The organism is Actinomycetota bacterium, assembly GCA_035540895.1.
Taxonomy (GTDB): domain Bacteria; phylum Actinomycetota; class JAICYB01; order JAICYB01; family JAICYB01; genus DATLFR01.
Genome location: DATLFR010000113.1, coordinates 1 through 15,167 on the forward strand (window position 1 = coordinate 1; position 15,167 = coordinate 15,167).

General features: G+C 71.8%; 17 protein-coding genes. 14 read left to right on the forward strand and 3 right to left on the reverse strand.

Translation table 11 applies throughout. The annotated features are described in order from the left end of the window. The 8 genes from VM840_06425 to VM840_06460 all read left to right on the forward strand — a co-directional run. A partial coding sequence (locus VM840_06425) for a UDP-N-acetylglucosamine 1-carboxyvinyltransferase (GenBank protein ID HVL81208.1) occupies positions 1-709 on the forward strand: 709 nt, incomplete at its 5' end. A 58-nt stretch (positions 710-767) separates the two neighbouring features. After that, positions 768-1,601 carry a Sir2 family NAD-dependent protein deacetylase gene (locus VM840_06430; protein ID HVL81209.1) on the forward strand — a complete coding sequence of 278 codons (834 nt, stop codon included), beginning with the start codon at positions 768-770 and terminating at the stop codon, positions 1,599-1,601. Continuing rightward, positions 1,556-2,017, forward strand: a complete 462-nt coding sequence (locus VM840_06435; GenBank protein HVL81210.1) for an SCP2 sterol-binding domain-containing protein — start codon at positions 1,556-1,558, stop codon at positions 2,015-2,017. The genes VM840_06430 and VM840_06435 overlap by 46 nt, the downstream gene beginning before the upstream one ends. Continuing rightward, on the forward strand, positions 2,014-2,442 hold the full coding sequence (locus VM840_06440; protein ID HVL81211.1) for a hypothetical protein: 429 nt from the start codon (positions 2,014-2,016) through the stop codon (positions 2,440-2,442). Before VM840_06435 ends, VM840_06440 begins: the two co-directional genes overlap by 4 nt. Then, complete coding sequence (gene meaB, locus VM840_06445; protein HVL81212.1) at positions 2,439-3,380, forward strand: methylmalonyl Co-A mutase-associated GTPase MeaB; 942 nt, start codon at positions 2,439-2,441, stop codon at positions 3,378-3,380. Before VM840_06440 ends, meaB begins: the two co-directional genes overlap by 4 nt. 39 nt (positions 3,381-3,419) lie before the next feature. Next, complete coding sequence (locus VM840_06450) at positions 3,420-5,087, forward strand: methylmalonyl-CoA mutase family protein (protein ID HVL81213.1); 1,668 nt, start codon at positions 3,420-3,422, stop codon at positions 5,085-5,087. A gap of 140 nt (positions 5,088-5,227) precedes the next feature. Beyond that, entirely contained in the window at positions 5,228-5,836 is a 609-nt protein-coding gene (locus VM840_06455; GenBank protein HVL81214.1) for a TetR family transcriptional regulator, read from the forward strand. After that, positions 5,829-6,512 (forward strand): hypothetical protein, encoded by a 684-nt coding sequence (locus VM840_06460; protein ID HVL81215.1) that lies wholly within the window; start codon positions 5,829-5,831, stop codon positions 6,510-6,512. Before VM840_06455 ends, VM840_06460 begins: the two co-directional genes overlap by 8 nt. On the opposite strand, the gene nadA is transcribed toward VM840_06460, so the two are convergent. The 3 genes from nadA to VM840_06475 are packed head-to-tail and all read right to left on the reverse strand — an operon-like array spanning position 6,513 to position 9,136. Then, positions 6,513-7,496, reverse strand: coding sequence for a quinolinate synthase NadA (gene nadA, locus VM840_06465; GenBank protein ID HVL81216.1), 984 nt, complete (start codon positions 7,494-7,496; stop codon positions 6,513-6,515). A gap of 19 nt (positions 7,497-7,515) precedes the next feature. Continuing rightward, the gene (locus tag VM840_06470) at positions 7,516-8,385 is read right to left on the reverse strand and encodes a hypothetical protein (protein HVL81217.1); all 870 of its coding nucleotides are present in this window, start codon (positions 8,383-8,385) and stop codon (positions 7,516-7,518) included. Beyond that, entirely contained in the window at positions 8,378-9,136 is a 759-nt protein-coding gene (locus tag VM840_06475; protein ID HVL81218.1) for a class I SAM-dependent methyltransferase, read from the reverse strand. The genes VM840_06470 and VM840_06475 overlap by 8 nt, the downstream gene beginning before the upstream one ends. Positions 9,137-9,215: 79 nt before the next feature. Between VM840_06475 and VM840_06480 the strand changes: the two genes are divergently transcribed. From VM840_06480 to VM840_06505, 6 genes are all read left to right on the forward strand, one after another. After that, positions 9,216-10,361, forward strand: coding sequence for a cysteine desulfurase family protein (locus VM840_06480; protein ID HVL81219.1), 1,146 nt, complete (start codon positions 9,216-9,218; stop codon positions 10,359-10,361). Beyond that, positions 10,361-11,434, forward strand: coding sequence for a tRNA 2-thiouridine(34) synthase MnmA (gene mnmA, locus VM840_06485; protein ID HVL81220.1), 1,074 nt, complete (start codon positions 10,361-10,363; stop codon positions 11,432-11,434). Before VM840_06480 ends, mnmA begins: the two co-directional genes overlap by 1 nt. Beyond that, a complete protein-coding gene (locus tag VM840_06490; protein ID HVL81221.1) occupies positions 11,406-12,353 on the forward strand; it encodes a hypothetical protein in 948 nt (315 codons plus the stop codon). Before mnmA ends, VM840_06490 begins: the two co-directional genes overlap by 29 nt. Before the next feature lie 29 nt (positions 12,354-12,382). After that, positions 12,383-14,431: an NAD-dependent DNA ligase LigA gene (gene ligA / locus VM840_06495; protein ID HVL81222.1), complete on the forward strand. Its 2,049-nt coding sequence runs from the start codon at positions 12,383-12,385 to the stop codon at positions 14,429-14,431. 10 nt (positions 14,432-14,441) lie between these two features. Continuing rightward, the gene (gene gatC, locus VM840_06500; protein ID HVL81223.1) at positions 14,442-14,738 is read left to right on the forward strand and encodes an Asp-tRNA(Asn)/Glu-tRNA(Gln) amidotransferase subunit GatC; all 297 of its coding nucleotides are present in this window, start codon (positions 14,442-14,444) and stop codon (positions 14,736-14,738) included. Continuing rightward, the coding region (locus VM840_06505) for an amidase (GenBank protein ID HVL81224.1) at positions 14,735-15,167 on the forward strand (433 nt) is incomplete at its 3' end. The genes gatC and VM840_06505, both read left to right, overlap by 4 nt.

The window sequence follows — 15,167 nt, forward strand, 5'->3', positions numbered from 1 at the left end:
GCCCGAGATCATCGACCTGGTGGGGTTCCTCCGTTCGATGGGAGCCCGGATCTCCGGCGAGGGGACCTCGGTCGTCGAGGTTGAGGGAGTGGAGGAGCTCCGACCCGGCTCCCAGGAGGTCATGCCCGACCGTCTCGAGGCCGGGACCTACATGTTCGCCGCCGCCGCGGCGGGCGGCGATGTCACGGTCGACGGCGTCGTCGCGGAGCACCTCGACATGGTCTGCGAGAAGCTCGTCGATTGCGGGATGGAGGTCGACGGCGGCCCCGACTGGGTGAGGGTCAGGTCGGAGGGACGTCCGCGGCCCGCCGACGTCTCCACGCTGCCCTACCCCGGCTTCCCGACCGATCTCCAGCCGCTCATGGTCGCCGTCCTGACACGGGCGCGTGGACTCTCGATCGTGACCGAGAACATCTTCGACGGACGGTTCATGTACATCGACGAGCTGGCCCGTATGGGAGCCGATGTCCGGACGGAGGGCCACTACATCGTGATCAGGGGTGTCGAGCGGCTGACCGGGGCCCCCGTGGTCGCCTCCGACCTTCGAGCGGGCGCCGCGCTGGTCGTCGCCGCCCTGGCCGCGGAGGGCTGGACGAGCGTGGAGAACATCGCCCAGATCGACCGCGGCTACGAGCGCTTCGAGGAGCGGCTCAGCTCCCTCGGTGCCCGCATACGACGCGCGCCCGCCGGCGACCTCGTCGAGGCGTAGGCCCGCACCCCGCCCTCGCCGGTCGCGATACCATCGAACATCCGCTGGGGGCCCGACCATGGATCACGACATCCGGCATCTTGCCCGCTGCATCGCCGAGGCGACGAAGGTGGTCGCCCTCACCGGCGCGGGCATCTCGGTGGACTCGGGGCTCGGGACCTTCCGCGACCCGGGCGGTCTGTGGGAGCGGCTCGACCTCGACGAGGTGATGAGGTGCGGAGGCCTCCTCGGGTACTCCATCGCCAAGCCGTGGGAGGGAGCGGAGTTCCTCGCCGAGCTGCGCGACGCGCTGCGGGACGCCCAGCCGAACGCCGGACACGCCGCCCTGGCCCGGCTCGAGCGGGACGGACTCCTGCACGCCGTCGTCACCCAGAACGTGGACAACCTGCACCAGCGCGCCGGGAGCGAGCGCGTGGTCGAGCTGCACGGCAGCTTCGCCCGCCGCCGCTGCACGGGTTGCGACGATCGGGAGCCCGTCTCGGTGGCCGAGCTGGTCGCGAGCCTCGACGAGATGATCGCGAAGCTCGGCTCGTTCATGGTCTCCCACCCGGCCCACCTGCTCAGGCGGTGTGAGTGCGGGGGGTTGTGGCGGTCCGACGTCGTCGAGTTCGGGGAGCCCGTCCAGGGGCTCGACGAGGCCATCGAAGAGGTCTCCCGAGCCGATGTCCTGCTCGTGTGCGGGACGTCGTGCGAGGTCTACCCGGCGGCCGCGCTGCCCGATGCCGCCCGGGCCCGGGGGGCGCTCGTCGTGGAGGTGAACCCGTCCTGCACCGAGCTGCGGCCCGACGTGGCGATCCGGCGTCCGGCCTCCGACGTCCTGCACGAGATCGGCGCCCTGCTCGGCGGATGGACGGCCGCGTCCGGCCGCCCGCTCTCCGCCGCTCCCGCCTGATGCCCGCCTTCCCGAGCGACGAGTGGCTGCAGCGGTACCGCGACGCGATCAACTCGAGCGAGTCCTACCGCGAGAAGGCGGCCGGGTGGGAGGGGGACATCACGTACGTGATCGGGGCGGACGCCGCGGCGGGGTTCGACGAGGACGTGCTCGCGTGGGTCGACCTGTGGCACGGGTCCTGTCGCGACGCCCGGCTCGTGGACCGGGACGACGGCGAGAGGGCCGCCTACGTGATCTCGGCTCCCTACTCGCTGTGGAAGTCGGTCCTGCTTGGTCAGCTCGACCCCGTGAAGGCCATGGTGCAGGGGAAGCTGAAGCTGCGCGGCGACCTGCCGCGGATGGCGGAGCACGTCGAGGCCACGCGCGAGCTCGTGTCCCTCGCCGTCGGTATCGCGACCACCTTCGCGGACGAGTGACGGCCGACCTCGTCCGGGTGGTGGGGCCGGAGCCGTCCGGGCTCGCCGAGATGCTGGGGGCCGTGATCCGGGGGAACCTGCAGCAGCGTCCTCACCTCGCCCGCCTCCTGGACGGACCCCCGGGTGTCGTCCGGGTCACCGCGTCCGACGTCGGCGTCTCCGTCGGCATCGAGCTGCGCGACGGAGCGGTCCGCGTCTGGAAGGGGGAGGATGTCCCGGCCGATGTGGAGGTGGCGGCGGACTCGGCCACCCTGGCGACGATGGGGAGCGTCCCCCGCATCGCCGGGATGCCGAACCCGCTGAAGCCGGCGGGACGGGAGATGATCGCGAAGGTGGCCCGGGGAGACCTGCGGGTGGCGGGTGCGGTCCGCCACCGGAAGCTGCTGCGGCGTGTCCAGGGGCTGCTGCGGATGGGCGACCCGTGAGAGACGCCGTGGACCTCGTCGGCCGTCTGCGCACCGGAGACCGTCGGGCGATCGCCAGGGTCATCTCGCTCGTCGAGAACGGCTCCCCGCAGGCGTCCGAGATACTGCGAGCGCTCTACCCGCACACCGGCCACGCGGTCACGATCGGGATCACCGGGTCCCCGGGGTCGGGCAAGTCGACCCTGACCGACGCGCTGATCTCGCTCGTCCGCGCGAAGGGGCTCACGGTCGGCGTGGTGGCCGTGGACCCCACCTCTCCGTTCTCCGGCGGCGCGCTGCTCGGCGACCGGGTCCGGATGCAGGAGCACGCGCTGGACGAGGGGGTGTTCATCCGCTCGATGGCCACCCGCGGGCATCTCGGGGGCCTGTCCCTGGCGGCTCCCGAGGCCATGCGCGTGCTGGAGGCCGCCGGCAAGGACGTGGTCATAGTCGAGACGGTGGGGGTGGGGCAGAGCGAGGTCGAGGTGGCCGGGCAGGCGGACACGACGATCGTCGTGGTCGCGCCCGGGATGGGGGACGCGATCCAGGCCGCGAAGGCCGGGGTGCTCGAGGTGGCCGACGTGTTCTGCATCAACAAGGCGGACAAGGACGGGGCGAACGACACGGCGAGGGACCTGCGCAACATGCTCGAGATGGGGCACGGACGCGACCCCACCTGGAACCCGCCCATAGTCCGGACCGTGGCCACCCAGGGGACGGGCGTGGACGAGCTGTGGGAGGCCGTGTCCAACCACCGGGAGCACCTGTCCGCGGCCGGGAGCCTCGAGGACCGGAGGCGGCAACGGTTGGGCGCGGAGATCCTGGCTATCGTCACCGAGCGCCTGCGCGAGCGGGTCGAGCGGGAGGCGGGGGCCCGGTATGACGAGCTCGTCCAGCAGGTCGTCGACCGCGAGCTCGACCCCTACACCGCGGCCGACCGGCTCCTATCCGGGATGTAGCGGTACCCTGGGGGGGCAGACGTCACCGGAGGGGGATCGATGGACGACCTGGAACGTGAGGCGCTCGACTGGCAGCAGGCCTACGAGGCGGCGCCCGAGCGTGACGCCGATTTCGAGACGCTCGGCGGGATCCCCCTCAAGCCGCTCTACACGCCCCTCGACTCCAAGGACCGTGACCACGCGACCTCCATAGGGTTCCCGGGCGAGTACCCCTACACGCGGGGCGTGTACACGTCCGGACACCGGGGGCGCCTGTGGACGATGCGCCAGTTCGCCGGGTTCGGGTCGGCCGCGGACACCAACCAGCGCTACCGGTTCCTCCTCGAGCAGGGCCAGACCGGACTCTCGGTGGCCTTCGACATGCCGACGCTCATGGGCCGCGACCCCGACGACCCGCTCTCGGTCGGCGAGGTGGGACGGTGCGGCGCGGCGGTCGCCTCCCTGAAGGACATGGAGACGCTCTTCGACTCGATCCCGCTCGGGGAGGTTTCCGTGTCGATGACCATCTCCGGTCCGGCGGCGATCCTCTTCTGCATGTACCTGGCGGTGGCGGAGAAGCAGGGGGTGCCCTTCGACCGGCTCGACGGCACCTGCCAGACCGACATCCTGAAGGAGTACATCGCCCAGAAGGAGTGGGTGTACCCGCCGCGACCGCACCTGCGGCTGATCGGCGACATGATGGAGTACTGCGCCGACCACCTCCCGAAGTACCACCCGATCTCGGTGTCCGGGTACCACATCCGGGAGGCCGGCTCGACGGCCGCGCAGGAGCTCGCCTTCACGCTCGCCGACGGGTTCTCCTACGTGGAGCTCGGGGTGGATCGCGGTCTGGACGTGAACGTCTTCGTCCCGCAGCTCTCGTTCTTCTTCAACTCCCACATCGACTTCTTCGAAGAGATAGCCAAGTTCCGCGCCGCCCGGCGCATCTGGGCCCGCTGGATGAGGGATCGCTACGGGGCCACGAACCCGAAGGCGATGCTCTGCCGGTTCCACGTCCAGACGGCCGGGTGCTCGCTCACGCTTCAGCAGCCGTACAACAACGTGGTCCGGACGGCGCTCGAGGCGCTGGCGGGTGTGATCGGCGGGTGCCAGTCGCTGCACACCAACTCCCTCGACGAGGTCTTCGCGCTCCCCTCGGAGGAGGCGGTGGAGATCGCCCTGCGCACCCAGCAGGTGATCGCGTACGAGACCGGCGTCGCGAACGTGATCGATCCACTCGGCGGTTCGTGGTTCATCGAGTCGCTCACCGACCGTATCGAGGAGGAGGCGGAGGACTACTTCCGCCGCATCGAGAAGATGGGTGACGGCTCCATGCTCGAGGGCACGCTGAAGGGGATCGAGGACGGCTTCTTCCAGATGGAGATCGCGGAGGCCGCCTACCGGCAGCAGCAGCGCTTCGACGCCGGACGTCAGATCCAGGTGGGGGTCAACGCGTTCACGGAGACGGTCCAGGGCACGCCCGAGTTCCTCCGAATACCGCAGGACGTGGAGGACCGGGCGATCGCCGACCTCAAGCAGCTGCGCGCCGACCGCGACGGCGCCGCGTGCAGCGCCGCGCTGGCGGCTCTGACGGACGCGGCCGGACGCGACGGGGAGAACCTGATCCCACACATCCTCGACGCGGTACGCGCCTACGCCACGGTCGGCGAGATCTCCGAGGCCATGGCGCAGGTCTACGGTCGGTACCGGGAGCAGCCCCGCTTCTGAGCCCGCCCCACTTGACGGTTCGATGCCGCCGCGCCCATACTTGAGCAGATGCTCAAAGCAGATGCTCAAAACACACAGCGAGAAGCCGGAGCGGCGGGCTCCCGACCCGACCCGGCTCGACGCGCTCGGGGGAGGGCGGCATGATCGAGGCGGTGGCCGAGCAGACGACGAAGGACCGGATAGTCGAGGCGTGCCTCGAGACCCTCAAGGAGGAAGGCTTCGCCGGGACGTCAGCCCGGGCGATCGCCCGTCGTGGAGGGTTCAACCAGGCGTTGATCTTCTATCACTTCGGGACCCTGAACGATCTCCTGCTCGCCGCGCTCGACCGGACGAGCGAACGCAGACTCAGCGCCTACCGGGCGGCGCTCGCGGCCGCCGAGAGCGTCGAGGAGAAGGTCGCCTCCGCAACGCGCCTCTACCGGGATGATCTCGCCTCGGGCCATGTGACGGTCGTGTCCGAGATGATCGCCGGGAGCCTGTCCAGGCCCGACCTGGGGCCGGAGGTCGTCGCGCGGATGGATCCGTGGATCGATTTCGTCGAGGAGTCGGTCCGGGAGCCGCTGGACCGGGCCGGGCTCTCGTCGGTCCTGCCCCCCCGGACCGCGGCGTTCATGGTGGTGTCGCTCACCCTGGGCGTGAACCTGCTCTGGCACCTCGAGCGCGACCAGACGAAGGCCGAGGCGCTCTTCGAGGCGGCCGGACGGATAGCGCGCATGCTCGCGCCCGCGTTCGGGGGCAGCGATGGATGAGCAGGCCATCGCCGAGGCGCTCGACCGGGCGGAGCGGTCCGTGCTGCTCGGGCAGGGGCTCGGAGGGACGGGGTTCTGGCGCGCTGTGTCGGAGGTGCGGCGGCGTCCGGAGCTGGTCGAGGCGTTCGCCGAACGGATCGGACGCATCGACCGGATGGCGTTCGAGAGGGGGGTGCGGCTCCGGGTGCCGCTCGGACCGGGGCTGGCTGGGCTGTGGGTGGCAACCATCTCGGGAGCCGTCCTGGTCGTGGTCGCGCCGCGGATAGGGGAGCACCCTGTCGGCACCGCTGCGTTCCTGGCCGGCTTCGGTGCCCTCCTCGTGGGGTCGCACAGCCTCGCCCACCACGTCACCGGGCGCGCCTTCGGCATGCGGTTCACCCACGTCTTCCTCGGCGGTCCGCCGCCGCCGCGCCCGGGCGTGAAGACCGACTACGCCACGTACCTGCGCGTGCCCCCGCGCCGCCGCGCGCTGATGCACGCGTCCGGTGCGGTGGTGACGAAGATCCTCCCGTTCGCGTTGATCCCGAGCGCCGCGGACCGGGGGCTGTGGCGGGGCCTCGTCCCTCTGCTCGTGGGGGTCGGGGTGCTGCAGATCGTCACCGACGTCCTGTTCTCGACGAAGGTCTCGGACTGGAAGAAGGTCCGCCGCGAGCTGAGGGCCGCGAGGTCCTCCTGATCAGGAGATCGCGACCATGCGGTCCAGCGCGCGCTTGGCGCGCTCGGCGATGTCGGGGGGGACGGTCACCACGTGCTGCATGTTGTCCAGCGACCAGGCCACCTTCGGCAGCGTGATCTTCTTCATGTAGCCGCAGACCGCGCCGGTGCTCACGGGGAGGAACCTCTTCCCGGGCGCCTCCTTGGCCATGCGGTGGAGGATCCCCGTCTCCGTGGCGACCACGAACGAACCGACCGGTGACTCCTTCGCCCGCCGGATCATCCCCTCCGTGGACAGGATGTGGGTGCCCTCCGCTTCGAGGGCGCCGGTGGCCAGGTCGTACATCGTGCGGCTCACGCACCCGCACTCGGGGTGGATCAAGAGCTCCGAGTCGGGGTTCTCGGCCCGCATGCGTCCGATATCGGCCGGCTCGATCCCTGCATGCACATGGCACTCGCCCATCCAGATGTGCATCTTGCGTCCGGTGACCTCCTCGAGCCACGCGCCGAGGAACATGTCCGGACCGAAGAGGGTCTCCGCGTCCGGCGGGATCGCCTCGATCACCCCGCGCGCGTTGCCGGACGTGCAGCAGTAGTCGGACTCCGCCTTCACCTCGGCGCTGCAGTTCACGTAGGTCACGACGACGGCCCCCGGGTACTGCGCTTTCCACGCCCGCAGGTCGTCGGCGGTCATCGTGTCCGAGAGCGAGCAGCCGGCGTCGAGGTCGGGGAGGAGCACGGTCTTGTCGGGGGACAGGATGGCCGCCGTCTCGGCCATGAAATGGACGCCGCAGAAGACGATCACGTCCGCGTCTGTCTCGGCCGCCTGCCTGGACAGTCCGAGCGAGTCGCCCACGTAGTCCGCCACGTCCTGAACCTCGGGCACCTGGTAGTTGTGGGCGAGGATGACCGCGTTGCGGGCGCGCGCGAGCTCCCGTACGCGGTCGGCGAGCGCCGACGCCTCGAGCTCGGCGTAGGGCGCGATGTCGCGGTAGGTCAGTCCCATGCCTTCACCGTACCGCCCGTCACGCGTCTCGCAGCGCGGCGGCGTCGGCGGCCGGGTCGGCCGCCACGAGCGGGAGCTCGGCTCCCAGCTCGAGCGCGCCCGGTACGAACATCCGCGGTATCAGGTGGGCGTGCCAGTGGAACCCCTCGGCTCCGTCCGGTGCCGTGTGCAGCACGAGGTTGAGCGGGACCCGGCTCCCGTACAGGACGCGGAGGCGTCTCAGGGCGTCGGCGATCGCGTTGCCGGCGTCGCGCAGGACATCGGTGGACGCCTCCTCCAGCCGCTGCGCGCACGGCGGGACGACGAGGATCTCGCGCGGAGCGATGGGGGCGGGGTGGACGGCCAGGCGCACCTCGCCGTGGGTCGAGACATGGTGCACGTCGTCGACGAGGCCGCAGAGCACGCACGGGTCGTCGCGGAAGGCCTCGGTCTCCCGCTGCAGGACGGGGGGCACCACGTCGACCCCGAAGACCTGGCTGTGCTCGTGGGACCTCGACGCACCTGCCTCGCGGCCGCGGTTGAACGCCGCGATCGTGCACGACCGGCCCGAGGCCGCGATGCGGTCGCGGTAGGCGAGCAGGATCTGCAGGCGGTGCTCGGGGGGCAGCCGCTCGATATCGGTGTCGTGGTCGGGGCCGTGGACGACCACCTCGTGGAAAGGGGTCCCCGGGTAGAGGTTGGGGAAGGCGCGGACGACCCAGCGTCCCTCCTCGTCGGTCACCGCGTAGGTCTGCGGGGGGGTCCGGTCCTCACGGCCCGCACAGAAGTCACACGGGCCCGCCTCCTCGTCCGGCGCCACGGGGTCCGGCGCCCCCCGGTTGGCGCGGTCCGGGGCGAGCATGACCCAGCGGCGGCCGAGCGGGTCGAACCGCGCCTCGGGTTCAGGCATCGCGGGTACGAGCTTCCGCGATCGCGACGAGGTCGATGGCGGATCTGACGTCGCCCGGTCCGATCTGGAAATCCCCCGGGCGCAGCCCTACCAGCGAAGCCCGTATCCACGGGGCCCGGTCCGGGGGCGCGACGCGGTCCAGCAGCAGGGGCAACGCCTCGCCGGCCGCCCGCTCCACCCAGCGCAGGCGCCGCCCGTGCCATATCCCGAACATCCGCACCTCGCCCATCCGGCGGCGGAGGAGGTGGAAGAGCTCGTCGGGGGTGTACTGCCAGGCGTGGGAGCCGTCGATGGGACGGGTCCGGCCCGGGGAGGCGGTCAGGCGGTTGGGGGTCCGCAGGACGAGCAGACCACCCGGGCGCAGGAGCCGACGGATCTCGTCCAGGAGGCGCATCGGGTCGGCGAGACGCTCGAGCATCCCGTCGCACACGGCAGCGTCGAACGAATGCTGAGGCTCGTCCACGCGCGGGAGCGGAGCGCGCCGGAACGTGACCGAGGGTCCGCTGTAGCGGCGGAAGGCCTCCCTCAGCGCGGCGTCGTCCTCGTCCACCCCGAGCACGCGCGCACCGGCCGACGCGAGCCGCGCCGCTCTCGTTCCGACGCCGCACCCGATATCGATCACCCATCGACGCTCGCGCTGCGCCAGCGCCTCGGCCGCCCAAGCGGCGAAGGCCTCGGCTCGCGCTGCGCGGTACGGCTCTGGGGAGCTCGTCGGCACGGCGCCGGGTTGAGGTTCGGATGCCGCGCGCAAGATGCGGGGAGTTTACCGTCCTCGCGCGGGCCGGGTGCGTCACGCGGGACCCGCCCGGCGGCCCCGATATCATGGGTGCGTGCACTACCTCGACCACGCAGCGACGTCGCCCGTCCTGCCCGAGGTCCGAGACGCGATGCTCCCCTACCTGACGGACGTGTGGGGGAACCCTTCGTCGATCTACGGGCCGGGCCGGCGCGCGCGGCAGGGCGTCGACGAGGCGCGCGAGCGCCTCGCCTCCGCCGTGGGGTGCGCCCCCGAGGAGCTCGTGTTCACCGGGGGAGGGACGGAGGCGGGCAACCTGGCCGTGAAGGGCACGGCATGGGTCCTGCGGGACCGCGGCCGCCATGTCCTGCTCCCCGCGCTCGAGCACCATGCGGTCCTCGACTCGGCCGACTGGTTGGGCACCCAGGGTTTCGAGGTGGAGCACATCCCGGTGGACGCCACCGGCCGCGTCGACCCCGACGAGGTCGCGCGTCGTCTGCGGGACGACACGGTCCTCGTCGCGCTGATGCTCGTCAACAACGAGATCGGGACGGTCCAGCCCGTGGCCGAGGTGGCTGCGCTCTGCCGGGAGCACGGGGTCCTCACGTACACGGACGCCGTGCAGGCGCTCGGGAAGATCCCGGTGGACGTCCGGGAGCTCGGGGTGGACCTGGCCGGGTTCTCGGCCCACAAGGTGGGGGGTCCGAAGGGGGTAGGGGCCCTCTACGTCAGGAGAGGGACGAAGCTCGTGCCTGTGCTCCACGGCGGGGGACAGGAGCGGGGGCGACGGTCTGGCACCGAGAACGTGGCGGGGATCGTGGGTTTCGGGGTCGCCGCCGAGACCGTCGTGCGCGACCTGCCGCATCAGGCGCCCCGGTGGATGCAGCTGCGCGACGGGATGTGGGAGCGGCTCTCGGAGTCGATACCCGACATCCGGCGAAACGGGCACCCGACGCACCGCGTGCCCCACAACCTCCACGTCTCGATCCGGAGCGTGGTCGGGGAGGACGTCCTGCTGATGCTGGACGCGGCCGGGATCTGCGCGTCCACCGGCTCGGCGTGCCAGTCGGGTTCGCCCGAGCCCTCCTACGTGCTCGCCGCCTGCGGGGTCGCCCGGGAGTGGGCGGCCGGCGCGCTCCGCTTCACGGTCGGGCGTGACACGACGGAGGCCGATATCGACGCGGTCTGCGCCGAGCTCCCGAAGGCGGTCGAGCGGCTGAGGTCGTTCGCGAGGTCCTGATGGCGCGCCTGATCGCCGCGATGTCCGGCGGCGTGGACTCGGCGGTGGCCGCGGCCCTGGCTCTCCGGGGGGGCCACGAGGTCGTCGGGGTGACGATGAAGCAGTGGGAGCACCCCGACGAGGCCGCGCGCCTCACGAAGGGTTGCTGCACCCTCGACGCGGTGGCCGACGCGCGGCGCGCCGCCGACGTGCTCGGGATCGCGCACTACACGCTCGACTTCCGCGACGATTTCGCGCGCGAGGTCGTGGACCCGTTCGTCGAGGCCTACGCGTCGGGGCGCACCCCGAACCCTTGCGTGCTGTGCAACGAGAAGGTGCGCTTCGGCTCCCTCCTCGCCCGGACCACCGCGCTCGGGTTCGACGGGGTCGTCACCGGCCACTACGCCCGCGTGGCGGGCCACGACGGCACTTACCGGCTGCACCGGGCCTGCGCGTCCGAACGCGACCAGTCCTACGTCCTGTACGCGCTGGGCCAGGACGCCCTGCGCCGCGTCCGTTTCCCGCTCGGGGAGGTCTCGTCGAAGGACGAGGTCAGGGCGCTCGCCCGGGAACTCGGGCTCCCGAACGCCGGGCGGGAGGACTCCGTGGAGGTCTGCTTCGTCCCGGAGGGGACTACCCCCGGCGACCTGGTCGGGGAGCGGCGGCCCGATGCCGTCAGGCCCGGCGAGATCCTCGACGCGGACGGCGCCGTGGTCGGGACCCACCGCGGCCTCGCCCGCTACACGGTCGGCCAGAGGCGGGGGCTGCGCGTGGCGGTGGGAGAGCCGCGGTACGTGGTCGCGATGGACCCGGAGCGCAACGCGCTCGTCGTGGACGGACCCGACCGCTTGTACGCAGCCGGCCTGGAGGCGGAGCGGCCCCGATTCACGGTCTCTCCGCCCCCGGACGGCGCCGAGCTCGAAGCCGTGGTCCGGTACCGGGGGGAGCCGGTCCGGGCCGTGTTCACGTCGACGGCCGCGGGGTTCGGCCTGACGTTCGAGCGGCCGGTCCGAGCGGTGGCCCCGGGCCAGTCCGTCGTCCTGTACTCGGGGGACGAGGTCGTGGGTGGCGGAGTCATCGCCCGCGCGCGCTGAGTTCAGCCGGGGCCGCCTCTTCGTCGGCCTCCTCCTCGTGCTCGGCCTCGGGTCCGCGGCCACCTGGGCGCTGACCGGGCTCCGCGACCCACCGTCCCCCGGACGCCTGCTCTACGTGACCGAGGGCGCGCTCTGGGCACGGGAGCTCGGGTCCGGGCAGACCCGGCGGGTGGCGGCCTGGCCGGCCGGGGCCGGGGGGCCGGTGGCCTCCCAGCGCGAGGTCGCCTTCCACGCGGGCGGCGAGGCCTGGACGACCGACCTCCGCACGGGGGAGACACGAGCCGTGGCGACCGGACGGCCCGTCGCGTTCGCTCCCGGAGGCCGGCTCACCGTGGAGCGCGGGGGTGTCCTGGTCGCGGGCGGCCGGACCCTCCTCCCCGCCGGAGCGACCCTGGCCGACGGCTCCCCGGTCTGGGTGAGCCGGTCGACGATCGCCGTCCGCCTGAGCGGACCAGGGGGCGAACCGGTCACCGCGACCCTGCTGGACGTGGGAGCCGCCCCGCCCTCCGTGGCGCAGGACCTGGGTGACGCGCGGCCGCTCGCCGCCTCCCCGGACGGCGCCCAGCTCCTCCTGCAGAGGGGCTTCCGACTGGAGCTGCATCGGGTCCGCGATCGCCGGTCCGAGCCGATCGGGCCGAACGGCGCGTTCACCCGCGCCGCGGTCAGCCCGTCCGGGGTGCTTGCCGTGGCCGGCACCCTGGCCGACGGACGGGAGGGGATCTTCTCGTTCGGCGCCCCCGAGGAGGTGGTGACGATCGTCCCGGGTGAGGTGGCGGACATGTCCTGGACCGCAGACGGGTCGTCCATCGTCTTCGTCGACCCCGCCGGACGGGTGGCTCGGGTGGGGGCGCGGGAGCCGGGTTCTCCGCGCCGGATCGGCGTGCGCGCGGACCTCGGATGGGTCGCGGTGGTGCCCTGACCGGTCGTACCTCGCGGCTATCCTGAGCCGTGCCCACGCAGGACCAGCGGCCCAGAGGCGAGAAGGCCGAGGAGGCGGAGCTCACCGACGCCCGCAAGCGCGTCGAGGAGCTGCGCGCCCAGATCGAGTACCACTCGTACCGCTACCACGTCCTCGACTCACCCGAGATCTCCGACGCCGAGTACGACCAGCTCATGCGCGAGCTCGAGGGCATCGAGCAGACGCACCCCGAGCTGCTCACGGCCGATTCACCCTCCCAACGTGTGGGGGCTCCCCCGTCGGAGCTGTTCGCTCCGGTCCGCCACTCGTACCGGCTGCTATCGCTGGACAACGCGTTCGACTTCGGGGAGCTGGAGGCCTGGGAGCAGAGGGTCGTCCGAGGGCTCGGACGAACGCCGGAGGCCTACGTGTGCGAGCCGAAGATCGACGGGGTCTCGGTGGCCGTCGTGTACGAGGACGGCCGGTACGTGCGCGGTGCGACGCGGGGAGACGGGACGGTCGGCGAGGACGTGACCGCCAACGTCCGGACCGTCGAGTCGCTCCCCCAGAGGCTGCGTACCGACGACCCCCCGGCCTGGCTCGAGGTGCGCGGCGAGGTCTTCCTCTCGCTCGCCGACTTCGAGCGGATCAACGCCGACCTCGGGGAGCAGGGGAAGAACCTGTTCTCGAACCCGCGCAACGCGGCCGCCGGCACACTGCGCCAGAAGGACCCGCGGATCACCGCCTCTCGCCCTCTCTCCATCTACGTGCACGGGGTCGTGCGCGTCGACGGGGTGGAGCTCGCCTCCTACTCCGAGACGCTCGAATGGCTGCGGTCCATAGGCCTGCGCACCCATCCGGACGCCCAGCGCCTCGGATCGCTGCGGGAGGTCCAGCGGTACTGCGACCGCACCCAGCAGCGACGCCACTCGATGGACCACGAGATCGACGGCGTGGTCGTGAAGGTGGACCGCGCCGACGAGCGGTTCGACCTGGGGGAGACCTCGAAGGCCCCCCGCTGGGCGATCGCGTTCAAGTTCCCCCCCGAGGAGAAGACCACCAAGCTTCTCGACATAAAGCCCTCGATCGGGCGGACCGGCGCGATCACGCCGTTCGCCGTCCTCGAGCCGGTCTTCGTCGGGGGCGTCACCGTCTCCCAGGCCACCCTGCACAACCCGGACATGGTCGCGCTGAAGGACGTCCGGGTAGGGGACACGGTCGTCGTGCGCCGGGCGGGGGACGTCATCCCCGAGGTCGTCGCACCGATCGCGTCGAAGCGCGATGGGTCGGAGCGTCCGTTCCGGATGCCGACCGAGTGTCCTTCGTGCGGGACCGGGCTCGTCCGCAAGGAGGGCGAGGTCGTGACCCGGTGTCCCAACCTCTCCTGTCCGGCGCAGGTCCTCGGACGGATATTCCACTTCGCCTCCCGCTCGGGGATGGACATCGACCACCTCGGGGAGAAGACCATCGCGGCGCTGATCGAGCGAGGGATGCTGTCCGATCCGGCCGACGTGTACTCGCTGACCGCCGACCAGCTGTCCGAGCTCCCGGGGTTCAAGGAGCGATCCGTCCAGAACCTGCTGGGGGCCATAGAACGCGCGAAGGTGCGCCCGTTGGACCACCTGCTCAACGGGCTCGGGATCCTGTACGTGGGGCCCGCCGCCGCGGCCGCCCTGGCCGATCGGTTCGGGTCCGTCGACGCGATCGTGGAGGCCCCCGAGGAGGAGATCGCGGCCGTGGAGGGCATCGGGCCCGTGATCGCGGCCTCGGTCCGGGAGTTCTTCGACCGCGACCAGACGAGGGAGCTGATCCGCAAGCTGCGGGGGTCCGGGGTGAGGCTGCACGAGGAGCGACGGCGCGCCGAGGGGCCCCTCACCGGCAAGACCTTCGTCATCACCGGGACGCTCGAGCAGATGAGCCGGGAGGAGGCCAAGCGCAGGATCGAGGCGGCCGGAGGCAAGGTGACGGGGAGCGTCTCGAAGCGCACCGACTACGTGGTGGTCGGGGACAACCCGGGCTCGAAGGCGGAGAAGGCGGCCGAGCTGGGCCTGGCGACCCTCGACGAACCAGGACTGCTCGACCTGCTCCCCTCCCAGTAGGCTTCTCTCCATGGCTATCTCACGCGAAGAGGTTGAGCACGTCGCCCGGCTCGCGCGGCTCGAGCTGACCGAGGAGGAGAAGGAGCTCTTCGGGGAGCAGCTGTCCGTCGTGCTCGAGCGGGCCCAGCGGATCCAGTCGCTCCCGCTCGACGACGTGCCGCCCACCCAGCACCCGGTCGAGCTGTCCAACGTCCTGCGTCCCGACGTGGTGGTGCCGCCTCCTCCTCCCGACCGGATCCTCGAGAACGCGCCGGAGACCGAGGGCCCGTTCTTCAAGGTCCCGCGGATCCTGGAGGAGGGCGAGTGACGCAGCTGTGGGAGAGGTCGGGCTCCGAGCTCGTTGAGCTGGTCGCCTCAGGAGAGGCCACCGCCGAAGAGGTGGCGCGGGCGGTCCTCGGGCGGATCGAGGAGGCCGAGGGTGGTATCCATGCCTTCCTGTCCCGCACGGGGGAGGCGGCCATCCGTCACGCGCGCCGCACGGACCGGGCCCGCGCGGACGGTGAGCAGCTGCACCCTCTGGCCGGGCTCCCGGTGGCGGTGAAGGACATCATCTGCACCCAGGGGATCCGGACCACGGCCGCCTCGAAGATGCTGGACGGCTACCGCCCCCCGTACGACGCGACCTGCTGGGCTCAGCTGCGCGACGCCCGGATGGTGATGGTCGGCAAGACCAACCTCGACGAGTTCGCGATGGGTTCGTCCACCGAGAACTCGGCCTTCGGTCCGTCGCGGAACC